The 22,548-nt window shown below is 63.3% G+C and carries 27 protein-coding genes; 9 read left to right on the top strand and 18 right to left on the bottom strand.

Annotation, left to right across the window (positions count from 1 at the left end; genetic code table 11):
• Positions 1–51: 51 nt before the first annotated feature.
• On the bottom strand, positions 52–447 hold the full coding sequence (locus KXR72_RS13830; RefSeq protein ID WP_437421671.1) for a hypothetical protein: 396 nt from the start codon (positions 445–447) through the stop codon (positions 52–54).
• Positions 448–746: 299 nt separating this feature from the next.
• On the opposite strand from KXR72_RS13830, the gene glsB reads away from it, so the two are divergent.
• Both glsB and KXR72_RS13820 read left to right on the top strand, forming a co-directional pair.
• On the top strand, positions 747–1,655 hold the full coding sequence (glsB, locus tag KXR72_RS13825; protein ID WP_437421670.1) for a glutaminase B: 909 nt from the start codon (positions 747–749) through the stop codon (positions 1,653–1,655).
• Positions 1,656–1,758: 103 nt separating this feature from the next.
• Positions 1,759–2,454, top strand: a complete 696-nt coding sequence (locus KXR72_RS13820) for a carbonic anhydrase (RefSeq protein ID WP_437421669.1) — start codon at positions 1,759–1,761, stop codon at positions 2,452–2,454.
• 102 nt (positions 2,455–2,556) lie between these two features.
• Here KXR72_RS13820 and KXR72_RS13815 read toward each other — a convergent pair whose 3' ends face one another.
• Together KXR72_RS13815 and KXR72_RS13810 are read right to left on the bottom strand one after the other, a co-directional pair.
• Positions 2,557–3,009 carry a thioesterase domain-containing protein gene (locus tag KXR72_RS13815; protein WP_437421668.1) on the bottom strand — a complete coding sequence of 151 codons (453 nt, stop codon included), beginning with the start codon at positions 3,007–3,009 and terminating at the stop codon, positions 2,557–2,559.
• A gap of 132 nt (positions 3,010–3,141) precedes the next feature.
• Positions 3,142–3,546 carry a YkgJ family cysteine cluster protein gene (locus KXR72_RS13810; protein WP_437421667.1) on the bottom strand — a complete coding sequence of 135 codons (405 nt, stop codon included), beginning with the start codon at positions 3,544–3,546 and terminating at the stop codon, positions 3,142–3,144.
• A 200-nt stretch (positions 3,547–3,746) separates the two neighbouring features.
• Here KXR72_RS13810 and KXR72_RS13805 point away from each other — a divergent pair, with 200 nt between their 5' ends.
• The 5 genes from KXR72_RS13805 to KXR72_RS13785 all read left to right on the top strand — a co-directional run bounded on the left by KXR72_RS13805 (position 3,747) and on the right by KXR72_RS13785 (position 8,938).
• A complete protein-coding gene (locus tag KXR72_RS13805; protein ID WP_437421666.1) occupies positions 3,747–6,206 on the top strand; it encodes a glycogen/starch/alpha-glucan phosphorylase in 2,460 nt (819 codons plus the stop codon).
• A gap of 170 nt (positions 6,207–6,376) precedes the next feature.
• The gene (locus tag KXR72_RS13800) at positions 6,377–7,387 is read left to right on the top strand and encodes a class 1 fructose-bisphosphatase (protein WP_437421665.1); all 1,011 of its coding nucleotides are present in this window, start codon (positions 6,377–6,379) and stop codon (positions 7,385–7,387) included.
• A gap of 3 nt (positions 7,388–7,390) precedes the next feature.
• Positions 7,391–7,993, top strand: a complete 603-nt coding sequence (locus KXR72_RS13795; protein ID WP_437421664.1) for a DUF924 family protein — start codon at positions 7,391–7,393, stop codon at positions 7,991–7,993.
• A gap of 137 nt (positions 7,994–8,130) precedes the next feature.
• Positions 8,131–8,385, top strand: coding sequence for an outer membrane protein assembly factor BamE domain-containing protein (bamE, locus tag KXR72_RS13790; protein ID WP_437421663.1), 255 nt, complete (start codon positions 8,131–8,133; stop codon positions 8,383–8,385).
• A gap of 10 nt (positions 8,386–8,395) precedes the next feature.
• Positions 8,396–8,938: a lipocalin family protein gene (locus KXR72_RS13785; protein ID WP_437421662.1), complete on the top strand. Its 543-nt coding sequence runs from the start codon at positions 8,396–8,398 to the stop codon at positions 8,936–8,938.
• Positions 8,939–9,114: 176 nt separating this feature from the next.
• Here KXR72_RS13785 and KXR72_RS13780 read toward each other — a convergent pair whose 3' ends face one another.
• Positions 9,115–9,546: a hypothetical protein gene (locus KXR72_RS13780; protein ID WP_437421661.1), complete on the bottom strand. Its 432-nt coding sequence runs from the start codon at positions 9,544–9,546 to the stop codon at positions 9,115–9,117.
• 79 nt (positions 9,547–9,625) lie between these two features.
• Here KXR72_RS13780 and pip point away from each other — a divergent pair, with 79 nt between their 5' ends.
• Together pip and dtd are read left to right on the top strand one after the other, a co-directional pair.
• On the top strand, positions 9,626–10,597 hold the full coding sequence (gene pip / locus KXR72_RS13775; RefSeq protein WP_437421660.1) for a prolyl aminopeptidase: 972 nt from the start codon (positions 9,626–9,628) through the stop codon (positions 10,595–10,597).
• Positions 10,597–11,034 carry a D-aminoacyl-tRNA deacylase gene (dtd, locus tag KXR72_RS13770; RefSeq protein WP_437421659.1) on the top strand — a complete coding sequence of 146 codons (438 nt, stop codon included), beginning with the start codon at positions 10,597–10,599 and terminating at the stop codon, positions 11,032–11,034. The genes pip and dtd overlap by 1 nt, the downstream gene beginning before the upstream one ends.
• 10 nt (positions 11,035–11,044) lie before the next feature.
• On the opposite strand, the gene KXR72_RS13765 is transcribed toward dtd, so the two are convergent.
• The 14 genes from KXR72_RS13765 to KXR72_RS13700 form a co-directional block, all read right to left on the bottom strand.
• Complete coding sequence (locus KXR72_RS13765; protein ID WP_437421658.1) at positions 11,045–11,464, bottom strand: UPF0158 family protein; 420 nt, start codon at positions 11,462–11,464, stop codon at positions 11,045–11,047.
• A gap of 89 nt (positions 11,465–11,553) precedes the next feature.
• Complete coding sequence (locus KXR72_RS13760) at positions 11,554–12,261, bottom strand: 16S rRNA (uracil(1498)-N(3))-methyltransferase (protein WP_437421657.1); 708 nt, start codon at positions 12,259–12,261, stop codon at positions 11,554–11,556.
• Positions 12,258–13,061, bottom strand: coding sequence for a twin-arginine translocase subunit TatC (gene tatC, locus KXR72_RS13755; RefSeq protein WP_437421656.1), 804 nt, complete (start codon positions 13,059–13,061; stop codon positions 12,258–12,260). The genes KXR72_RS13760 and tatC overlap by 4 nt, the downstream gene beginning before the upstream one ends.
• Positions 13,058–13,444 carry a Sec-independent protein translocase protein TatB gene (gene tatB, locus KXR72_RS13750; protein ID WP_437421655.1) on the bottom strand — a complete coding sequence of 129 codons (387 nt, stop codon included), beginning with the start codon at positions 13,442–13,444 and terminating at the stop codon, positions 13,058–13,060. Before tatB ends, tatC begins: the two co-directional genes overlap by 4 nt.
• A 6-nt stretch (positions 13,445–13,450) precedes the next feature.
• Positions 13,451–13,681, bottom strand: coding sequence for a twin-arginine translocase TatA/TatE family subunit (tatA, locus tag KXR72_RS13745; RefSeq protein WP_437421654.1), 231 nt, complete (start codon positions 13,679–13,681; stop codon positions 13,451–13,453).
• Between the two features lie 24 nt (positions 13,682–13,705).
• Positions 13,706–14,038: a phosphoribosyl-ATP diphosphatase gene (locus tag KXR72_RS13740; protein ID WP_437421653.1), complete on the bottom strand. Its 333-nt coding sequence runs from the start codon at positions 14,036–14,038 to the stop codon at positions 13,706–13,708.
• On the bottom strand, positions 14,031–14,426 hold the full coding sequence (gene hisI, locus KXR72_RS13735) for a phosphoribosyl-AMP cyclohydrolase (RefSeq protein WP_437421652.1): 396 nt from the start codon (positions 14,424–14,426) through the stop codon (positions 14,031–14,033). Before hisI ends, KXR72_RS13740 begins: the two co-directional genes overlap by 8 nt.
• A gap of 49 nt (positions 14,427–14,475) precedes the next feature.
• A complete protein-coding gene (gene ubiB, locus KXR72_RS13730) occupies positions 14,476–16,086 on the bottom strand; it encodes a ubiquinone biosynthesis regulatory protein kinase UbiB (RefSeq protein ID WP_437421651.1) in 1,611 nt (536 codons plus the stop codon).
• On the bottom strand, positions 16,083–16,706 hold the full coding sequence (locus KXR72_RS13725) for a ubiquinone biosynthesis accessory factor UbiJ (protein ID WP_437421650.1): 624 nt from the start codon (positions 16,704–16,706) through the stop codon (positions 16,083–16,085). The genes ubiB and KXR72_RS13725 overlap by 4 nt, the downstream gene beginning before the upstream one ends.
• Positions 16,706–17,476 carry a bifunctional demethylmenaquinone methyltransferase/2-methoxy-6-polyprenyl-1,4-benzoquinol methylase UbiE gene (gene ubiE / locus KXR72_RS13720; RefSeq protein ID WP_437421649.1) on the bottom strand — a complete coding sequence of 257 codons (771 nt, stop codon included), beginning with the start codon at positions 17,474–17,476 and terminating at the stop codon, positions 16,706–16,708. Before ubiE ends, KXR72_RS13725 begins: the two co-directional genes overlap by 1 nt.
• 202 nt (positions 17,477–17,678) lie before the next feature.
• Positions 17,679–18,053 (bottom strand): gamma-butyrobetaine hydroxylase-like domain-containing protein, encoded by a 375-nt coding sequence (locus tag KXR72_RS13715; RefSeq protein WP_437421648.1) that lies wholly within the window; start codon positions 18,051–18,053, stop codon positions 17,679–17,681.
• A gap of 86 nt (positions 18,054–18,139) precedes the next feature.
• A complete protein-coding gene (hslU, locus tag KXR72_RS13710; RefSeq protein ID WP_437421647.1) occupies positions 18,140–19,483 on the bottom strand; it encodes an ATP-dependent protease ATPase subunit HslU in 1,344 nt (447 codons plus the stop codon).
• A 27-nt stretch (positions 19,484–19,510) separates the two neighbouring features.
• A complete protein-coding gene (gene hslV, locus KXR72_RS13705) occupies positions 19,511–20,047 on the bottom strand; it encodes an ATP-dependent protease subunit HslV (protein ID WP_437421646.1) in 537 nt (178 codons plus the stop codon).
• A gap of 110 nt (positions 20,048–20,157) precedes the next feature.
• Positions 20,158–22,521 (bottom strand): FdhF/YdeP family oxidoreductase, encoded by a 2,364-nt coding sequence (locus KXR72_RS13700; protein WP_437421645.1) that lies wholly within the window; start codon positions 22,519–22,521, stop codon positions 20,158–20,160.
• Positions 22,522–22,548: the final 27 nt, after the last annotated feature.

Below are 22,548 nucleotides of genomic sequence, written 5' to 3'. Positions count from 1 at the left end.
GGCTCGGTCGGACATCGCCCCGGCGCATGCCGAGACGATGTGTCGATTGGGCTAGCGGTCGAGACGGCGCTGACTGCGGAGGGCTTTCAGGTCGCCCTGGGTGCAGGTGAGCGGTTCGGCACCGGTCAGGTCATAACAGCGCTGACCGAACCCCATCGGCCAATAGATGATGCCGCCTGGCGGCCAGAAAATGGACGCGACGCGAAAGCGCGCGCGCAACTTACCCTGCTGCAGCAGTTCGCCGTTGTCGCTGCTCAGCTTGTAGGGAATACCGCCAGCTGCCGTCCAGAAGAATGGACGCGTCTTGACCAGTCCTTGAGGGTATTGCTGCGGCCGCTCATAGACCGACACTTTGCTGTTTTCGGGCAGCTTGAAATAGGTCGCGGTAGAGCACCCGCTGACCGCTATCGCGAGCGCCAGCAGGCCCGCCGCACGTTTGAGTTTCATCTGTTTTCGTTCCTTGTCGTGACGCCCGAGGCACAGGCCGTGCCCCGTGAAGCGGGCGGCAATATACCGGAGCCCTTCGCAATGACGTTAGTGAGTGTTGCGTTGGCGGTCGCACATGGTTCGCTCGTCAGCCCGCTTATGCGCGCAGCGCAACGGCCGGCGCTGTGTGAGTGTAGGCCTGGTGGCCGCTGTGATGGGGTCGAAGCGACCGGCGTCTATTGGCTAACGCATCCGCCGCCGTGGCTCCAATGATGGACTGGTCCGACCGGCATCCCGTGTTTTTTCACGACGAGACCTGCATGCAGAACCTGTTGAACGAAATACTCGAAGACGTCCGGCCGCTGCTCGGTCAGGGCAAGGTGGCTAGCTACATTCCTGCATTGGCGGACGTGCCGGCGAACCAGCTCGGGATCGCCGTCTACAGTGCTGATGGCGAATTGTTCCACGCGGGTGACGCGAAGACGCCGTTTTCCATTCAGAGCATTTCCAAGGTGTTCAGCCTGGTCCAGGCGATCAAGCATTGCGGCGAATCGCTGTGGGATCGGCTGGGGCACGAGCCGTCCGGGCAGCCGTTCAACTCCCTGGTGCAGCTGGAGTTCGAGCGCGGTAAGCCGCGCAATCCCTTCATCAATGCGGGGGCACTGGTGATTTGCGATATCAACCAGTCGCGCTTCGCCGTGCCGGCGCTGTCGATGCGCGATTTCGTCAGGCACCTGGCGGACAACCCATTGATCGTCTCCGATTCAGTCGTCGCCGAGTCGGAGTATCAGCACCGCGCGCGCAACGCGGCGATGGCTTATCTGATGCAGTCCTTCGGCAACTTTCACAATGACGTCGAGGCCGTGCTGCGCAGCTATTTCCATCATTGCGCGCTACGCATGAGCTGCGTTGACCTGGCGCGGGCGTTCGGTTTTCTGGCGCGGGACGGCGCCTGCCTCGCCGGGGGGGAGCCGGTGCTGAGCCCGCGCCAGGCCAAGCAGGTGAACGCCATCATGGCGACCAGCGGTCTCTATGATGAGGCCGGCAACTTTGCCTACCGCGTCGGGCTACCCGGAAAAAGTGGCGTCGGTGGCGGCATCGTCGCCGTGGTGCCGGGGCGCTTTTCCGTATGCGTCTGGTCGCCTGAGCTGAACCAGGCCGGCAATTCGCTGATCGGCATGGCGGCGCTCGAGATGCTTTCGCAGCGGATTGGCTGGTCTATCTTCTGACAGAGATGTGGCCTCGGGCCGTTACGCGCTGTCACAGCTTCGCAGTGCCGTACGCGAGCGGTACAGCGTCGAAACCCCAATTAAAACGAGAAGAGAACGCGTTATGAGCCTTGAAGAAAAGAAGAGCGAGACGGCGCAGGAGGCGCTCGACAACCTGATCGCGGGCGTCATGCAGTTTCGCGAAGAGATTTATCCCCAGCAACGAGAGCTGTTCAGCAAGCTGGCCAACGAACAGACCCCGCGGGCCATGTTCATCACCTGTGCGGACTCGCGCATCCTGCCGGAGCTGATCACGCAGAGCTCGCCAGGCGACCTGTTCGTGACCCGCAACGTGGGCAATATCGTGCCGCCCTACGGCATCATGAATGGCGGCGTATCGACCGCCATCGAGTTCGCCGTGATGGCACTCGGCGTCCAGCACATCATTGTGTGCGGCCACTCCGACTGCGGCGCGATGAAGGCGGTGCTGAACCCTTCGAGTCTGGACGGCATGCCGACCGTACGCAGTTGGCTGCGCCACGCCGAGGTTGCGCGCACGGTGGTCGAAGAGAACTGCGGCTGCGCCGATCACAATACGTTGGGCGTGCTGACCGAGGAAAACGTCCTGGCTCAGCTCGATCACCTGCGTACCCATCCGTCGGTGGCGGCGCGCCTGGCCAGCGGTCAGCTGTTCATCCACGGCTGGGTGTACAACATCGGCACCAGTGAGATACGCGCGTACGACGCCTCGAAGGGCGAATTTCGGTTGATTGGCGATGGCCCGCTGCCGATGGCTACGCCGAAGTCGCGTTACGTTTGATGTCGTGACGCAAGGTGCCGGCCCGGTGCCTTGCGTCTTGTAGCGGGTAGGGCCGCCTGGGCGCCTGACGCACTGGTTTGCGGCAGGCCGCCATGGCGCGACTTATTTGTGCAGCACGAATTGGCCAGTGAAGCGCACGGCGTCCCGGCCATCGGCGGCAAGAATGCGGCTCTGCAGCGTGAGGCGCGAGCGGCCACGACGGCGATAGATGGTTTCGAATCGCTCCCATGCGCCTTCATCCGGGGCGGGGCAGATGGCCGTAGCGTCATCCACGACTGGCAGGGGATATTCGATCTGCCCCTCGTGGATAACGATGTGCCCGTCCTCGATGCCCGCCTCGCGCAACCGCAGGTGCAGCCAGCCCCAACCCGCCAGCACTGAGGCGCAGTAGAGGCTACCGCCGAACATGCTGCTCTTGTGATTGATGTTCGCTTGCAGCGGTACCTTCAGGCGCAGCTCGTGGTTCTCCCAGCTCTCTACACGCAGGCCCATGGCCCGGGTCAGGGGAATGTCGTGATGCAGGATGGCTTCCAGATAGCGGCTATCGCGGCTCATGCCGGGTAGATTCCTAACGTTTGCGGATACAGGCAGACGCCAAGCATGACTGCTGAGTCACGAGATTGCCAGTTTCAGGCATCGCTTTTTTGCGACCGTCGAGCGTGGTCGCGACCGCGCCAGCCGGGTCCTTCAGCGTGACGTCGCTTTCTGCTGGTAGGCGCAATAACCCGGTCGCGGACCGATCTGGGGATGGTTGCGGCAGGTGTCCGGCCGCTTGGCATAGACCGTGCACAAACGAGACGTACGATCCAGGTAGAGGCAGTCGTTGTTGGCCAGGCGGGTCAGTGTGAAGACCTCGCGCTTCTGGTTGAAGTGCTCGACGACGCCGGCCTTTTGCAGGCGCCGTGCAACCTGCTTGGGGGGTTCGTCCCGCTCGAATGCATCGACCACGCCGAGGCGTATGAGGTCGTCGATCCGCACTTCGACCGGCAGCGTACAGCAGGTTGCACGGCAGTCCCGGCACAAGCCATTGCTGTAGCGGGCCCAGGTTTCAAGGCGGTCGGGGTCGGCAGAGGCGATCAGGCGAGTCTTCACATTGGCGGCATCGGGACGGGCGGGCGCGCGATCATAACGAGCCGCCGTGGAATTTCCAGCGAATCCGACGAGTCGAACGACGGACAGACGGTCACGCAAAGTCGGTCGAAACCTGCAAACCTGTCTGTATTGCCGTTTGCCGGTGAGTCCGGCGCTGCCATGAACCCCTCATCTATCCTCCTGTTCCACGAGGTCTGTCCATGACGCAAGAACCAACCAACGTTGCTGCTGACGAGGTATCGGCTTTCCGTGAAAGCGTGATCAGCAAGCTGACCTATTCGATCGGCAAAGACCCGGAGCATGCGTCCGACCACGACTGGTTCGAGGCGGTGGCACTGGCGACGCGCGATCGCATGATCGATCAATGGATGGACCGCACGCGTGAGGGCTACCGCGAAGGTAAGAAGCGCGTCTATTACCTCTCGCTCGAATTCCTGATTGGCCGCCTGTTGACCGACAGCCTGAGCAACCTCGGCTTGCTCGATGTGGCACGCGAGGCGTTGGCAGGTGTGGACGTCGATTTCGAGCGCATTCGCCTGCTCGAGCCCGACGCCGCGCTCGGCAATGGCGGCCTCGGTCGGTTGGCGGCCTGCTTCATGGAAAGCATGGCAACCCTGGGCATCGCCTCGCACGGCTATGGCATCCGCTACGACCACGGCCTGTTCCGCCAGGCCATCGTTGATGGCTGGCAGCACGAGCAGACCGAAACCTGGCTCAACTTCGGCAACCCCTGGGAATTCGAGCGCCCGGAAGTGAGCTACCTGATCGGCTTTGGCGGGCATGTCGTAGCGATGCCTCAGGACGGGTCGAGCCAGGAACAGCCCAAGCATTTTTGGCATTGGGCGGAAGGCGTACGCGCCATCGCGTACGACACCCCGGTGGTGGGCTGGCGCGGTGCGAGCGTCAACACCTTGCGGCTGTGGCGGGCCCGCGCAGAGGCGGACTTCCACCTGGAACGCTTCAACGCCGGTGACCACATCGGCGCTGTAGCCGAAGAAGCGCGTGCCGAGAGCATCTCGCGTGTGCTCTATCCGGCTGATAGCACCGAGGCCGGCCAGGAGCTTCGCCTGCGGCAAGAGTACTTCTTCGTGGCCGCATCGCTGCAGGACCTGCTACGCCGTCATCTGGACCAGCGCGGTACGCTGCTGAATCTGCCGGAGTTCGCGGCCATTCAGCTCAACGACACCCACCCGGCTATTGCGGTCGCCGAGCTGATGCGCCTGTTGGTGGATGTCAATGACATCCCCTGGCGCAAGGCCTGGGAGTTGACCGTCGGCACCCTGTCCTATACCAACCACACCCTGCTGCCCGAGGCGCTGGAAACCTGGCCGGTTGGGTTGATGGAGCGCCTGCTGCCGCGTCACATGCAGATCATCTATCTGATCAACGCCCAGCATCTCGATGCGCTGCGCGAGCGCGGCATCCATGACCTTAATCTGCTGCGCTCGGTGTCGCTGATCCAGGAAGACCACGGTCGTCGCGTGCGCATGGGTAATCTGGCCTTCCTGGGCTCGCACTGCGTCAACGGCGTCTCGGCGCTGCATACCGGGCTGATGCGTGAAACGGTCTTTACCGACCTGCATTCGCTGTACCCCAAGCGCATCAGTAACAAGACCAACGGCATCACCTTCCGCCGCTGGCTCTATCAGTCCAATCCACAGCTGACGCAGCTGTTGGTCGAGCATGTTGGCGAGGAATTGCTCGACACGCCGGAAACCCTGCTGCGCCAGCTCGAGCCATTCGCCGACCAGGCCGACTTCCGCGCCCGCTTCGCGGCGCAGCGGCGGCACAACAAGCAATTGCTGGCGCGCATGATCCAGGAACGGTTGGGCATCAGCATCGACCCCAACGCCTTGTTCGACGTGCATGTCAAACGCATCCACGAGTACAAGCGGCAGTTGCTCAACCTGCTGCATACCGTTGCGCTGTACCAGGCGATCCGCTCCGACCCGGGGGGCCACTGGGTGCCGCGGGTGAAGATCTTCGCCGGCAAGGCAGCCGCCAGCTATCACACCGCCAAGCTGATCATCAAACTCACCAACGACATCGCGCGAACCATCAATGACGACCCAACGGTGCGTGGGCTGCTGAAGGTGGTGTTCCTGCCGAACTACAACGTCAGCCTGGCCGAGCGCATCATCCCGGCGGCGGACCTGTCCGAGCAGATCTCCACGGCCGGCCTCGAGGCCTCCGGGACCAGCAACATGAAGTTCGCCCTCAACGGCGCGCTGACCATCGGCACCCTCGATGGCGCCAATGTGGAGATGGCTGAGCAGATCGGTACCGAACACATGTTCATCTTCGGCATGACGGCTCAGGAGGTGGAGGCGCGCAAGCAGGCCAACGAGTACAACGCTGAGGCCACCATCATCGAGTCCCCACGGCTCAACGAAGTGTTGATGGCGATACGCAACGGCGCCTTCTCGGCCGACGATCCGGCGCGTTACACCGCGCTGATCGACGGGCTCAAGTGGCACGACACCTTCATGGTCTGTGCCGATTTCGAGGCCTATTGGAAGGCGCAGCTGGACGTCGAGGCGCGCTGGCGCGATGCCGACAGCTGGTGGCGTTCGGCCGTGCTGAACACCGCGCGCACCGGCTGGTTCTCCTCGGACCGGACCATTCGCGAGTACGCCGAGGATATCTGGAAGGTGCTCTGACGCGCCGCATGGAGGTAGCGAAAAAGGCGCCGGAAAACAGCGGCTGGTGGAGCGTGCAGGCACTTTGCCGCTTCGCTGAACCAGCGGCGGATTGGCGGGTCTGAGGGAAGGTTAGTTTCCCCCTGGCCTGCTAAACTGCGCGGGTTTTTTCATCCTCCGGAGCCATCCCCATGTCACGCGTAACCCTGAGTCGCTACCTGATCGAGCAGACCCGCAGCAACAACACCCCTGCGGATCTGCGCTTCCTTATCGAGGTAGTGGCTCGAGCGTGCAAGGAGATCAGCCACGCCGTGTCCAAGGGCGCCCTTGGCGGCGTGCTGGGCGCGACCGAGACCGAGAACATCCAGGGCGAGGTGCAGAAGAAGCTCGACGTCCTGTCCAACGAAATCCTTCTTGAGGCCAACGAATGGGGCGGCCACCTGGCCGGCATGGCCTCCGAGGAAATGGACAACGCCTACCAGATCCCCGGCAAGTACCCGAAGGGCGCCTACCTGCTCGTGTTCGACCCGCTGGATGGCTCCAGCAACATCGATGTCAACGTTTCTGTCGGCACCATCTTCTCGGTGCTGCGCTGCCCCGGTGAGTGCTTTACCCAGAACGATGCGCTCGGCGAGGAAGCGTTCCTGCAGCCGGGCACCAAGCAAGTAGCGGCCGGATACGCAATCTACGGCCCGCAGACCATGTTGATGCTGACCCTTGGCAACGGCGTCATGGGCTTCACCCTCGACCGTGAGCTGGGCAGCTTCGTCCTCACCCACGAGAACCTGCGGGTGCCGGAATCCACCGCCGAATTCGCTATCAACATGTCCAACCAGCGTCACTGGGAAGAGCCGGTCAAGCGCTACGTCAGCGAGCTGCTCGCCGGTGCTGAGGGCCCGCTGGGAAAAAATTACAACATGCGCTGGATCGCCTCGATGGTGGCCGACGTGCATCGCATCCTGACCCGTGGCGGCATTTTCATGTACCCGAAGGATGCGCGCGAGCCCGGCAAACCCGGCAAACTGCGCCTGATGTACGAAGCCAACCCGATGTCCTTCATCATTGAACAGGCAGGCGGGGCCGCCACCAACGGCACCCAGCGCATTCTCGACATCCAGCCCGAATCGTTGCACCAGCGCGTACCGGTCTTCCTTGGTTCCAAGGAAGAAGTCGAGCGCGCCACCGGTTACCACCAGGGCTGACCGATGCAAGCGCCCTGGCACGACCTGTTGCATTGGTGGTTTGGCGAGGGCGCAACGGCGCGGGATGTCGCCGATGCCAAGCAGCGGCTCTGGTTTGGCTACAAGGCTGAGCAAGACGCCGAAGCGCGTGACCGTTTCGGCGATTGGGTCGCGCAGGCGATGGCCGGCGAGCTCGCCGATTGGGCCGAGACCCCGGAAGGTTGGCTTGCGCTCATCCTCTTGCTAGACCAGTTGCCACGCATGATCCACCGCGGCACGCCGCAAGCCTTCGCCGGTGATGAACGAGCCCAGCAACTGGTGCGCGATGGCATGGCTCACGGGGGTGACGTCCTGCTGGCGCCGCTGCAGCGTGTGTTCATCTATCTCGTGCTCGAACATGCCGAGCAGCTCGGGCTGCAAGACCAGGCGGTCCAGCAGTTCCAGACGCTGGTAGCCATTGCCGCGCCCAACGAGCAGGCACTGTTTGCCGGTTTTCTCGACTATGCCGAACGCCACCGCCAGGTCATTGCCCGCTTCGGCCGCTTCCCGCATCGCAACGAGATCCTCGGCCGCGCTTCGAGCGAGGCGGAGCTGGCCTTTCTCGCCGAGCCGGGCTCGCGCTTCTAGTTGGCTTGCATGGCGCGGCTGTGCATGGCCCTGCGGTAAGCTCGGGTGGCACGGAACCTCCCCATGCTTGCAGCCCCTAACGTGCATAACCCGATGGACGGCCATGCGCGGCCGACCATGACCAGAAGGAACCCGTCATGTCGTTTCGTCACCTGTTGCTGATCCCCACCGTCGCGCTGCTGGCCGCCTGCAGCCCGGTCACCCAGGAAAATTTCGCCCAGTTGAAAGCCGGCATGTCGCGGGCGGAGGTCGAGGAATTGCTCGGCAAGCCGGGTGAGTGTGCGGGCGCCCTGGGTATGTCCAGCTGTACCTGGGGACAGAAGAATCGATTCATCAGCATTCAATTCGCAGGCGACAAGGTGATGATGTTTTCCGGCCAAGGCCTCAAGTGAGGAAATTTCGATGCGAGCACTGATCCTGTTGTTCTCCGCCGTCTTGCTGGCCGGTTGCGCCAGTTCTGAACCCGAGAATGCGCCGGAAACGGTCGGGCAGGTCGACCTGCAGCGCTATGAAGGTACCTGGTACGAACAGGCGCGGCTGCCGATGTTCTTCCAGCGCAACTGTGTGCGCTCGGAGGCGCACTACGACCTGAAGCAGGATGGCAGCGTGGCCGTGACCAACCGCTGCGAAACGAAGGACGGCGGGTGGGAGCAGGCGACTGGTGAAGCGGTACCCCAGGAGCCGGGGCGCACCGATCGGCTCTGGGTGCGTTTCGATAACTGGTTCAGCAACCTTTTCCCGAGCCTGACCAAGGGGCACTACTGGATTCTCTATCTCGACGAGGACTACAGCGTGGCGCTAGTCGGCAGCCCTGATCGGGATTACCTCTGGTTGCTGTCGCGCGATGAGCAGCTCGAGGCGGATAAGCGGGACAAGTTGCTCGACATCGCCCGCGAGCGCGGCTTCGACACCGGTGAGCTGATCTGGCGCGGTGAATCGACGTAAGGGGTGCCTTTGGCTAAATCGGGGCAATTGCTGGCAATCGCTCCGCCAGCGTGGCGGACGGTAGGCGGTCCATAACGACGCCACGGCTCCGGCGGGCCCCGGCTAGCTATAGACGGCGTCGTGTTCGCCAGCGAAGCGTTTTCAGCCAAGCCCAGCGGTACGGACGTTGAGCGGGGCTACTTCCAGCTCAGGCGAGCGAGCTGCCATTCGCCGTCTTCCTTCCACCACTCCAGTTCGACTTCGTAATGGCCGAGGCGCTCCGGCAACAGGCCTTCGGCGCCCGTCATGGTGACCTGTGCCTCGGTGTAGCCCTTGTCGGCATAGCTGGGGTCGATCCAGCTGCGGTTGCCCAGCGCGATGACCTCCACGTTGCGGTTACGAAGGAACATCAGCGTAGCGGTGCGCTTGACCCAGTCCCGGTCGAGCTGCTGGTTGGCCTTGAAGTCGGTATGGATTCGCTCCATCAGCGCGCCGGTGTCCTTTTTCTCGATGCTGTCCTGCAGCGATTGCGCTGCTGCTTCGAGCGCCCCTTGAGGGTCGTCACGACCGCAACCCCAGAGCGCCAGCGCGGCCAGGGTAGTCAATACTGCTAATTTCCATATGGGCATGCCGAACCTCACGAATCCTCGTTATGATGCCGGGACTGTCAGGCGACCAGCGCCCCTCGTACCGACCATGGAGTGTGCCATGCAGACCTTGTACCCGGAGATCAAACCCTACGCCCGGCATGAACTGGCGGTCGAGGTACCGCATGTTCTCTACGTCGACGAAAGTGGATCTCCGGACGGTCTTCCCGTTGTGTTCGTACACGGTGGCCCGGGTGGTGGCTGCGATGCGCTGAGCCGGCGCTTCTTCGATCCTACGCTGTATCGCATCGTCACCTTCGACCAGCGCGGCTGTGGTCGCTCGACACCTCACGCGAGTCTGGAAAATAACACCACGGCCCACCTGATTGCCGACATGGAGCGCATCCGCGAGCACCTGGGCATCGACAAATGGGTGCTGTTCGGTGGCTCCTGGGGTTCGACGCTCTCGCTGGCTTACGCTCAGGCCTATCCCGAGCGCGTCCATGCGCTGATCCTGCGCGGCGTATTCCTTTGCCGGCCGCAGGAGCTGAGCTGGTTTTATCAAGAAGGTGCCAGCCGGATCTTTCCCGACTACTGGCAGGATTACCTCGCACCGATCCCGCCCGAAGAGCGCGGCGACTTGATGAAGGCGTATTACAAACGCCTCACCGGCACCGACCAGATCGCACAGATGCACGCCGCCAAGGCCTGGTCTTGCTGGGAAGGTCGCACGGCGACGCTGCGGCCGAATACCCAGGTTGTCGATCGCTTCTCCGATACCCATCGTGCCTTGGCGATGGCGCGGATCGAATGCCATTACTTCGTCAACGACGCCTTCCTCGAGCCAAACCAGCTATTGCGAGACATACACAAGATCGCGCACCTGCCGGCCATCATCGTGCACGGCCGCTACGACGTGATCTGCCCGCTGGAAAATGCCTGGGAGCTGCACGAGGCCTGGCCCAATAGCGAACTGCAAATCATACGAGAAGCCGGACACTCGGCCTCGGAGCCGGGCATCTGCGACGCGCTGGTTCGCGCGGCGGCGGACATTGCCCAGCGGCTCCTCGACCTGCCGCCCGAGGAAGCCTGATGAAGGCGCTGATCCAACGCGTACGTCAGGCACGGGTCGAGGTCGCCGGTGAGGTGGTTGGCGCCATCGACCAAGGCTTGCTGGTGCTGGTGGGTGTCGAGCGTGAGGATGATCAGGCGCGTGCGGACAAGCTGCTGCACAAGCTGCTGCGTTATCGAGTCTTCAGCGACGAGCAGGGCAAGATGAACCGCTCATTGACCGATGCCGGCGGCGGGCTGTTGCTGGTATCTCAGTTCACCTTGGCCGCCGATACAGGCAGCGGCCTGCGCCCGAGCTTTTCCAGCGCGGCGCCGCCCGCCGTGGGCGAGGCGCTGTACGACTATCTGTTGGCACAGGCTCGGTTGCTGCATCCGCAGGTGGCCTGTGGTCGCTTCGGCGCGGACATGCAGGTGTTTTTGCAAAATGACGGTCCGGTGACCTTTCTGCTGGAGAGCTGAGGGGCCGGCTTCAGCGTTTCGACGGTTCCAGCCCGTTGTCATGCAGCCAGGTGATGGCGTATTCGCGTAGCTGCACCGCCTGGTAGTCCTGCCAGGCCTGGCGCGCGTCGGGAAAGTCTTCCAATTTGAAGTCGAAGGTACGCAACGGCTTGCGCCCCTGCAGCGCATGGCTCAGCACCGCGTGGGCGTTGGGGTCGTGAATCGTGAACAGGAAGGCCTCACGCATGGCGATCGATTGGGCCAGCGCAAGCGGCTCGATATGCAGGTAACGGTCGTCCTGCACGTCATATTTCTCATTGGCACCGGGCGGTGAGTCGCCGGGAAACACCGCGCGGATTTGGCCGGATTCCAGGTCGAGGTAGTGCTCGCTGGCGTCGCGGTTGTCCAGCGCATATTCCAGTCGGTGGAGGTCGATGGTCAGAGGTCGCATGGCGGCTACTGCTCGTTAAGGATTCAGGACTTCTGACAGGCCTGGTCCGGAGGCGTGCATCACGTTCATCGGCAGGTGACGACCTGCGCTTAGAACAATCGGGCCAATAGCGCGCTGACTGCCGTCTCGACGCGCAGGATGCGCTCGCCGAGCTGCACCGGTTGCAGCCCGGCGGCGGCGAGTTTATCTACTTCGTAGGGAATCCAGCCACCTTCCGGACCGATTGCCAATGTGACGGGTTCATCGAGCGCGCGGGGGCAAAGGGGATGATCACCTGGATGCCCGACCAAGCCGCGAGTCCCGGCGGCCAACGCGGGGAGGCGGTCCTCGACGAAGGGCTTGAACCGTTTCTCGAGCGTCACTTCCGGTAGCAGCGTATCGCGTGCCTGCTCGAGGCCGAGCAGCAACTGCTCGCGAATCGCAAGAGGCTCGAGAAAGGGCGTCTGCCAGAAGCTCTTTTCCACGCGATAGCTATTGAGCAGCACGAGCCTGGGCACGCCCATGGCGGCAACGGTCTGCAACACCCGGCGCAGCATTTTCGGCCGCGGCAGGGCCAGCAACAGGGTGATCGGTAGTTTCGCCGGCGGCGCTCGGTCCAGCTCGATCGCCAGCTCGGCTTCGTCAGGCGTCAAGCGCAGCAGCCGGCCGGTGCCTATGGCTCCGCCCAGAAGACCGATACGCAGGGTTTCGCCCGCTTCGGCGCGGTGGACTTCTTGGATATGCGTGAGGCGGCGGTCGCGCACCACGGCACGATCGGCGGCGACCAGGTCGGCCGCCTCCAATAGCAGTAGATTCACGGGCGCGGCGCGGGTGGCTGGTCGCCGGGCTGTGGTTGATCGCCCTCGGCATCGCCGCGGAACTCGGCCTCGCGTTTATCGACCATGCTACCGGCGATGACCCCAGCTTCGAACAGCAGCCACATCGGGATTGCCAGCAGTGCCTGCGAGAAGACGTCCGGAGGTGTCAGCACCATGCCGACGACAAAGCAGCCAACCACCACGTAGGGGCGGCTCTTGCGCAGCGTGGTGACGTCCGCAATGCCGACCCAGATCAGCAGGAAGGTCGCCACGGGAATCTCGAATGCCACGCCGAAGGCGAAGAACAGCGTCAACACGAAATCCAGGTACTGCCCGATGTCCGTCATCATTGCCACGCCTTCGGGCGTCACGCTGGCGAAGAAGCCGAACATGATCGGGAACACCACGAAGTAGGCGAAAGCCATGCCGCCGTAGAACAGGAAAATGCTGGAAATCAGCAGGGGCACGGCGATGCGCTTCTCGTGCTTGTACAGGCCGGGCGCGATGAACCCCCAGATCTGGTAAAGGATCACCGGCATCGACAGGAACAGCGCGACCATCATGGTCAGCTTGAACGGCGTGAGGAACGGCGAGGCCACGCCGGTCGCGATCATCGTCGCGCCTTCGGGCAGGTAGGCGCGCAAGGGCGCAGCGACCAGTGCGTAGATTTGCTGTGAGAAGTAGAACAGTCCGGCGAAGAGGACCAGGATGGCACCCACGCAGCGCAACAGACGCTTGCGCAGCTCCGTCAGGTGGGCAACCAGCGGCATTTCCTGATCATCGATGGATGTATTGCTCATGGCTCAGGCGATTTGTCCGGGCGGGGTACGGGGGCCGTGTCGGCGGGCTTGGTTTCGACGGAAGGCGTAGCAGGCTCGCTCTGCTCGGGCGGGGGTGTGGCCGACTGCGGCGACTGGCTGCTGCCGGCGGTGGGCGCGCTGGGCATGATGCTCTGCTTCATTTCCCGCTCGAGGTCCAGGATGCGCTCGTTGTGCAGCTGACGGCGTATCTCGTCGGCGCCGATTTCCCGTTCGACCTCGGCCTTGATGTTGGCGAAGCTGCGTTTGGCTCGGCCAATCCACAGGCCGGCCGTGCGCGCGGCCCCGGGCAGGCGCTCCGGGCCCAGCACGAACAGCGCGATCAGGCCGACCAGCAGCAGTTCGGTAAAGCCGATATCGAACATGGCGCGTCAGTTCTTCTTGGCGGGATCGTCGACCTTGCGGGCCTCGGCATCGATCGTATGGCTTTGCTTTTCCTCGACGCTGGGCTTTTCCTCGTCGGTACCCATCGATTTGCGGAATCCCTTGATCGCGTCACCCAGGTCCGAACCCAGGCCCTTGAGGCGCTTGGTGCCGAACAACATGACCACGATGAGCAGGATGATCAGGAGTTGCCAGACGCTGATTCCACCAAAACCCATGCTGCGTTACTCCAATGTTGATTATCAGGATTGCGGGCGGGCGGCTTTTTCCGCCAGCCCGGAGAGTCCAAACCGCCGGTCCAGTTCGTCCAGCACCGCTTGCGGGTGCTGATCCAGCGCAGCGAGCATCACCAGGCTGTGGAACCACAGGTCCGCGGTCTCGTTTATCAGGTCGCGGGCATCGCCGGTGGCGGCTGCGTCCTTGGCGGCGAGGATGGTCTCGATCGATTCCTCGCCGACCTTTTCCAGAATCTTGTTGAGCCCCTTGTGGTACAGGCTGGCGACATAGGAACTGTCGGCGGCTGCGCCCTTGCGGGCTTCCAGCACCTCGGCCAGGCGGGTGAGGGTGTCACTCATGCTTATGCTCCGCATAGATTGCGTGCGGGTCCTTGAGTACGGCGTCCACGGTTTTCCAGCCACCGTTCTCGAACACCCGGTAGAAGCAGCTTTCGCGGCCGGTGTGGCAGGCGATGCCGCCGATCTGCTCGACCCTCATCACGATGACGTCGGCGTCGCAATCCAGGCGCAGCTCATGAAGCTTTTGCACATGCCCGGACTCCTCGCCCTTGCGCCACAGCTTGCCACGCGAACGTGACCAATAGATGGCGCGGTTTTCTGCCGCGGTCAGTGCCAGCGCCTCGCGATTCATCCAGGCCATCATCAGGATGCGCCCGGTCTGGTAATCCTGGGCGATCGTCGGCACCAGGCCGTCTTCGTTCCAGTTGATCTCGTCCAGCCAGTTCATCGAATTCTCCACTCAGTGCGCGCAGTGTGCCAGCCCGACCGACCGCTGGCTATCGGCGCACCACCACATAGATGCCCGCCGCCAACATCAGCCAGGCAGGCCAGGCCGCCACCGCGGAGAGGCTTTCTGCGGAGGCCGCGAGGGTAGCCCCGCCGCCCAGCAGCGCGGCGCCAACCAGGCGCAGCGGCCAATGGTCGCGGTGTTCGCGCCAGGGTGGCGGAAGGTTGTTGGCATGCGGGCCGGACATGCGCTCGAGCAGTTCGCGGGTCATGCCGGCCAGGTGCGGCAACTGCTCGATCTGCGCCTGCGCATTCTTCAGGATCTGTTTGGGGCTCATGCGCTCGCGCATCCACCGCTCGAGGTACGGCTGGCCGGTGGCCCAGAGGTCAAGCTCGGGGTAGAGCTCGCGGCCAAGGCCCTCGATGTTCAGCAGCGTCTTCTGTAGCAGCACCAGTTGCGGCTGCACTTCCATGTTGAAACGCCGCGCGACCTGGAACAGGCGCACCAACAGTTGGCCGAAGGAGATGTCCTTGAGCGGCTTTTCGAAGATCGGTTCGCAGACGGTACGGATCGCTGCCTCGAACTCATTGACCTTGGTTTCCGCTGGTACCCAACCCGAGTCGATGTGCAGCTGGGCAACCTTGCGGTAGTCGCGCTTGAAGAAGGCCATCAGGTTGCGCGCCAGGTAGTCCTGATCTTCGGGCGTGAGGCTGCCGACGATGCCGAAGTCCACGGCGATGTACTGCGGGTTCCACGGTTGGTGCGTGCTGACGAAGATGTTGCCCGGGTGCATGTCGGCGTGGAAGAAACTGTCGCGGAAGACCTGGGTGAAAAAAATCTCCACGCCGCGCTCGGCCAGCTGTTTCATGTCGGTGCGCTGCTCGGCCAGGCGGGCCATGTCGGTCACCGGCACGCCATAGATGCGCTCCATGACCAGCACTTGCGGGCGGCACAGGTCCCAGTACACCTGCGGCACGTAAAGCAGGGGCGAACCCTGGAAGTTGCGCTTGAGCTGGCTGGCGTTGGCGGCCTCGCGCAACAGGTCCAACTCGTCATAGATGGTCTTCGCGTAGTCGTCGACCACCTCGACCAAGTGCAGGCGACGGGCTTCGGTGGAGGCACGTTCGGCGATCTTCGCCAGCAGGAACAGCCAGGCCAGGTCCTGACTGATCACCGGCCGCAGGTTGGGGCGCACGACTTTGACGACCACTTCCTCGCCGCTGCGCAGCTTGGCGGCATGCACCTGCGCGACAGAGGCCGAGGCCAATGGCTTGCTGTCGAAACGGGCGAACAGCTCGCTCACCGGGGCGCCAAGCTGGCGCTCGATTAGGGCGGTGGCAACGGCCGAGTCGAACGGCGGCACGCGGTCCTGCAGCATCGCCAGTTCTTCGGCGATGTCGAGCGGCAAGAGGTCCCGGCGGGTGGATAGGATCTGGCCGAACTTGATGAAAATCGGCCCTAGCCCTTCCAGTGCCAGGCGCAGGCGCGCGCCGCGGGAGAGCAGGGTGCGCCGCCGCGGTAACCAGCGCCAGGGCAGCAGATAGCTGGTTGCGCGCAGCCACCAAGGCATTGGCAGGTCGAGAATGATGTCGTCGAGGCGGTAGCGAATCACCACCAGCAGGATGCGAAACAGGCGGCGTGCCGCGGCGAACAGCTTCATTCGGATCGATCTGGATTCAAGGAGTGGGCGAGCCGTTCGATTCGTGCCTCGAGGCGGTCGAGATCGAGCTTGAGGTGGTCGAGTTCAGCAAAGCGGGTCTCCGCCTCGGCTGTGCCAACCAGGGTTCGCGATTCTTCGTTGAGGTAGTCGGCCAGGTCCTGACGCAAGCTGTCGGCGCTGTCGCGCAGCCATTGGGCCTGCCCACGTACACCGGCACCGAGCAGCTGGGTCGCGACCGGCCCGAGCAGGCGAGACACTTCATATTCCCAGTCCAGCTCCAGGTCCTGCAGGATTTCGGCAAGGGCCATGAGGAGGCCGCTGTCGCCGTCGATTTCGACGTTCGGTCCGTGCAAGATCGCCGTCTTGTTGCGGCTGGTGGCCAGGCGCATCAGGCTCGTCGCCGGTGCGCGGAGTCGGCAGTCGGCCTCGCTGCCCCAGTCCGCTGCCAGCCGCAGGCCTTCGCCGTCTGGCAGGATGAACAGCTTCCACGCCGGTGCGCTGCAATCGATCTCGATGATTCGACCGGACAGCCGCGCAAGCCGCGGCATTGCACTTGGATCCAAGCGCAGGGCGCGATTGATGCCGCGCTCGGCGGCGGCGAGCAGGGCCGTGCGCAGCATCAGGGTTTGATGCCGCGGTGCAGGGCGACGATGCCGCCGGTCATGTTGTGATAGGTGACGCGCTCGAACCCGGCGTCGGCCATCATGCCCTTGAGCGTTTCCTGGTCCGGGTGCATGCGGATCGACTCGGCCAAGTAGCGGTAGCTCTCCGAGTCGTTGGTGATCAGCTTGCCCATCATCGGCAGCAGGCTGAACGAGTAGGCGTCATAGGCCTTGGAGAACAGCGGGTTGGTCGGCTTGGAGAATTCCAGCACCAGCAGCCGGCCGCCCGGCTTGAGCACGCGCAGCATGGAGGCGATGGCCTCTTCCTTGTGCGTCACGTTGCGCAGGCCGAATGCGATGGTGACCACGTCGAAGTGGTTGTCCGGAAAGGGCAGCTTTTCCGCATCGGCCTGGACGAACTTGACGTTGCCGGCCACGCCTTTGTCGAGTAGCCGATCACGGCCGACCTTGAGCATCGAGGCGTTGATGTCCGCTAGGACCACCTCGCCGGTCGGCCCGACGATGCGCGAGAACTGGCGCGTCAGGTCGCCCGTGCCGCCGGCGATATCGAGGATGCGGTTGCCATGGCGTGCGCCGGACAGCTCGATCGTGAAACGCTTCCAGAGCCGATGCACACCACCGGACATCAGGTCATTCATCAAATCGTACTTGGCGGCCACCGAATGGAAGACTTCGGCCACCTTCTGGGCTTTTTCGCTCTCCGGCACGTTCTTGTAGCCGAAGTGCGTGATGGGCTCTGCGTCGTGCGCTTTGCGGGGATCGGTCATGTCACTGTCACCGGAAGAATGTGCCCGGCATTCTAAACCTAAAAAGCGGTGGAACCGATAAAAGCGCGGGAGGCGGGAAGGCTGGAGGTCCGGGGCGTTGCTATGGGGCGTGTCGTTTTGTCGCGAAGGCCATGGCATACAGCCGGGGAGCGCCGAAGGCCAACGCGACAGGCAATTCGCATGTCAGCCTCCTGTTTTGCTCCTAGAGCATCAACTTCACTGGCGAGATGTCCGGGTCACGGGATTTGCCCGCCTTGGCCAGTTCGTCGAGATAACTGTCCCACATCGTCTGCTGGTGCGTAGCGAGGTGGTGCAGGTAGTCCCAGGTGTACAGGCCGCTGTCGTGGCCGTCGCTGAATGTTAGCTTCAGCGCATACTGCCCGGCCGGCTCGATGGCCTCGAGCGCGACGTTAACCTTGCCGGTCTGCAGCACCGGATTCCCGTGACCCTGGACTTCAGCGGACGGCGAATGCACCCGCAGGAACTCAGCCGTGAGGCTGTAGCGCTCGTCGGGGCCATATTCCAGTTCAAGGGTTTTCGACGCCTTGCGGAGTTTGATCTGCGTAGGGATGCGCATGAGAAAGAACCGAAGAAGAGGCAGGGCCTGAGGCAGAGCGAGGACGCGTTTTGCTTCCAGCGTTCAGCCTCAGGCCATCAGCCTGTTTATAGAATGTAGCGCGACAAATCTTCGTCCTCGGCCAGCTCGCCGAGGTGGCTGTTGACGTAGGCAGTGTCGATGCGGATCGGCTCGCCGTTCTGCTGCCCGGCCAGGTCGCCGGCGCTAAAGGACACTTCCTCGAGCAGGCGCTCGAGCAGCGTGTGCAGGCGGCGCGCGCCGATGTTCTCGGTCTTCTCGTTGACCTGCCAGGCGATCTGCGCCAGGCGCTTGATGCCATCGTCGGTAAATTCGATGCCCAAGCCTTCGGTCTTCAAGAGCTCGCGGTACTGCTCGGTGAGCGAGGCATGGGGCTCGGTGAGGATGCGCTCGAAGTCTTCAGGCGACAGGGCTTTGAGCTCGACGCGAATCGGCAGGCGACCCTGCAGCTCCGGCACAAGGTCGCTCGGCTTGGACAGGTGAAAAGCGCCCGAGGCGATGAAGAGGATGTGGTCGGTCTTGACCATGCCGAGCTTGGTGTTGACCGTGCTGCCTTCGATCAATGGCAGCAGGTCACGTTGCACGCCTTCGCGTGAGACGTCCGCACCGCTGGTATTGCCGCGCTTGGCGACCTTGTCGATTTCGTCGATGAAGACGATGCCGTGCTGCTCGACCGCTTCCAGCGCGCGGGCCTTGAGCTCTTCCTCGTTGACCAGCCGCGCCGCTTCCTCGTCGCGGACCAGCTTGAGCGCGTCCTTGATCTTCAGCTTGCGGCTCTTCTTCTTGCCCTTGCCCATGTTGGCAAAGAGGCTCTGCAGCTGATTAGTCATCTCCTCCATGCCAGGCGGCGCCATGATCTCGACCCCGCCGGGGTTCTCGGCGACTTCGATGTCGATCTCCTTGTCGTCCAGCTGGCCTTCGCGCAGGCGCTTGCGGAACAGCTGTCGAGTGTTGGAATCGGTGCTCTGTATCGGCTCCTCGCTGAACCCGACCGGGCGCGCCTGCGGCAGCAGGGCATCGAGGATGCGCTCTTCGGCGGCGTCCTCGGCGCGGTGGCGCATCTTCACCACTTCCTGCTCGCGCAGCATCTTCAGCGCGGCGTCAGCGAGGTCGCGGATGATCGACTCGACGTCGCGGCCGACATAACCGACCTCGGTGAACTTGGTGGCCTCGACCTTGATGAAGGGCGCATTGGCCAGCTTGGCCAGGCGGCGGGCGATCTCGGTCTTGCCGACGCCGGTCGGGCCGATCATCAGGATGTTCTTCGGCGTGACCTCAGGGCGCAGTTCAGGCGCGAGTTGCATGCGCCGCCAGCGGTTGCGCAGAGCGATGGCAACGGCACGCTTGGCGTCGTCCTGGCCGATGATGTGGCGGTTGAGTTCGTGGACGATCTCGCGGGGCGTCATGGACATGGTTCAGGTACTCCGGGACTCGGGCGCTCAGTTGGCGCTGTCGAGTTCCTCGATGGTCAGATTCTGGTTGGTGAAGACACAAATGCTGCCGGCGATGTTCAATGCCGTTTCGGCGATTTCCTGCGCGGACATCTGGTCGCCACCCTTTTGCAGCAGGGCGAGGGCGGCAGCCTGGGCGAAACCGCCACCGGAGCCCATGGCGATGAGGTCATGTTCCGGCTGAACGACGTCGCCATTGCCGGTGATGATCAGCGAGGCGTCTTTGTTGGCCACGGCGAGCATGGCTTCCAGGCGGCTCAGCGAACGGTCGGTGCGCCAGTCCTTCGCCAGCTCGACAGCGGCGCGGACCAGATGGCCCTGATGTTTTTCGAGCTGGCCTTCGAAGCGCTCGAAGAGGGTGAATGCGTCGGCCGTGGCGCCGGCAAAACCCGCCAGCACCTGGCCGTGATAGAGGCGGCGCACCTTCTTGGCATTGCCTTTCATGACGGTATTGCCGAGGGAAACCTGGCCGTCGCCGCCCATGACGACTTTGCCGTTGCGGCGCACTGAAACGATGGTGGTCAAGGGGAAATCTCCACGCAGCGGGGCGATGAATGCCCGAATGCGCTTGATATGGGGCCCCCGTCACGCATTTCAACCAATCGGCAGGCAAAGGCGTCACCGGCCGCCTGTGACTAGGCGGCGCCAACGCCCGCCGGCGGATCGGGCTCGACCGGCACCTTCGGATCGTCACTGAAGGCGATCACCTTACGCAGCCGCACGGGAATCGACTTGGCCGCCGGCACCTTGCTGCGCTCGGCGTGGTGCCAGACCGGCAACAGCGCGTTGCATTCCGGGTAGTAGCCGGCGCAGCAGCCTTCGGGTATGTCGTAGGGCGTGACACGCAGCGGCCCGACCGAACGATGCACACCGTCATGCACCACGGTGACGGCTTCGAGCTTGTCGCCTTCGGCAAAGCCTAGCCGGGCCATGTCGTTGCTGTTCATGAGGATCACCGCGCGGGTGCCATGAATGCCGCGGAATCGATCGTTGTAGCCATACACCGTGGTGTTGAACTGGTCGTTGCTGCGCAGCGTCATCAGCTGCAACACGTCACGGGCTTCGTGGCCGCCGATTTCGGTATCCGGGTCCTCGGCAAGCGAGGGCGGGTTGATGAAGTTGGCTTTGCCGGTGTCGGTTGCCCATTCCCGCTTGCTGGCACCGAGCGGACGATGAAAGCCGCCGGGCTCCATCATCCGCACGTTGAAGTCGTGAAAAATCTCGGGATAGCTCTCGGCGATGGCGTCGCGGACCAACCCGTAATTGCCGACCCAGGCGTCCCAGTCGAGGTTTGGGTTGTCCACCAGGGTCGCCTTCGCCAGACGTGCAACGATGGCGGGTTCCGACAGCAGCCCTTCGGCCGCCGGCTCCGCCACGCCGCGCCAGGCGCGAATGCAGCCGGTGCTGTCTTCGGTGGTGTTGTATTGCTCGCCGCTGGCCTGGCGGTCGATCTCGGTACGGCCCAGGCACGGCAGGATGTAGGAGACCTTACCCGTCACCAAGTGATTGCGGTTGAGCTTTGTCGATACCTGTACCGAAAGCTGCAACCTGCGCCAGGCTGGCTCCATCTGAAGCGTATCCGGGATTGCCCGCACGAAATTGCCGCCCATGGCGACGAAGCCCTTGATCCGGCCGTCCAGGATGCCCTCGCAGGCTTCGATGGTGTTGACACCGTCCTCGCTCGGCGGCTCGAAGCCGAACTGACGACGCAGATTATCCGCGGGCACCTTCTTGGCTTTTTCGGTAATCCCGACAGTGCGCTGGCCTTGCACGTTGGAATGCCCCCGCACCGGCAGGATGCCTGCGCCTTCCTTGCCGATATTGCCGCGCATGAGCAGCAGGTTGACCAGCATCTGGATCGTCTGCACGCCGTAGCGGTGTTGAGTCAGCCCCATGCCGTAGGCCGCGACTACCTGATTGCAGCGTGCATACTCGACGGCTGCGGCCTCCATTGCGCTGCGGCTGAGCCCGGAACGGCGCTCCAGCAGTTGCCAGCTGTAGCCTCGCATGCGCGCCTCGAAGGCCTCGAACCCGTGTGTGTGTTCTTCGATGAAGGCCACGTCCAGCACCCTGGCGTGCCCCGCTTCGACAGCCTGATCGTCCAGATCGAACAATGCCTTGCACATGCCGGCAATCGCGGCGATGTCGCCGCCGATTTTCAACTGATGGTACTGAGTGCTGATCTTGGTCTCATCGGGCGTCATCATCTCCCGCGGCGACTGCGGGTTGACGAAGCGCTCCAGGCCGCGCTCCCTGATCGGGTTGAACGTGATGATCGGGGCGCCACGTTCGCGTGCTTCCTGCAACTGATGAAGCATGCGCGGGCTCGACGTGCCGGTGTTCTGTCCGAAGAACAGCATCCCGTCCATCTTGTGCAGGTCGTTCAAGGTGACGGTTGCGACCGGCACGCCGATGCTCTCGGGCAGCGCGACGGAGGTGCTCTCATGGCACATGTTCGAACTGTCGGGTAGGTTGTTGGTGCCATACATTCGCGCCGCCAGCGCGAACATGTAGGCGGTCTCCAGCGCGGCGCGGCCGGACATGTAGAACACCACCTCGTTCGGGTCGGCCATCGCCTTGAGTTCGCGTCCGATGTCTGCGAAGGCATCGTCCCAGGAGACTGGACGGTATTTGTCGCTGGCCGCGTCGTAGCGCATGGGATGGGTAAGGCGGCCCTGCTGTTCGAGGTCGAAGTCCGTCCAGTTGAGCAGTTCGGTCACGGTGTGGCGCTCGAAGAACTCTGGGCCGCAGCGGCGGCTGGTGTTCTCCCAGGCCGTTGCCTTGGCGCCGTTTTCGCAAAATGCCAGCGGGCGCGACGGGTGCGGTTTGGCCCAGGCGCAGCTGACGCAGGCGAAGCCCTCGATGGGCTTGTTTTGCTTAAGCAGCAGCGCAGCGCCGGTCAGCGGGATCTTTTCTCGGATCAGGATGTTGGCGACTGAAAAGGCGGAGCCCCACCCGCCGGAAGGTGCATGGTAGGGCTTGAATGATGGCTGGCTCACGTCGTCCTCCAGTGCTGTGCGGCGGCG

The organism is Stutzerimonas chloritidismutans (assembly GCF_051486945.1).
Classification (GTDB): Bacteria; Pseudomonadota; Gammaproteobacteria; order Pseudomonadales; family Pseudomonadaceae; genus Stutzerimonas; species Stutzerimonas chloritidismutans_B.
Note: the sequence above shows the minus strand (reverse complement) of the source record. Positions and strands in the feature narration are given on the sequence as shown.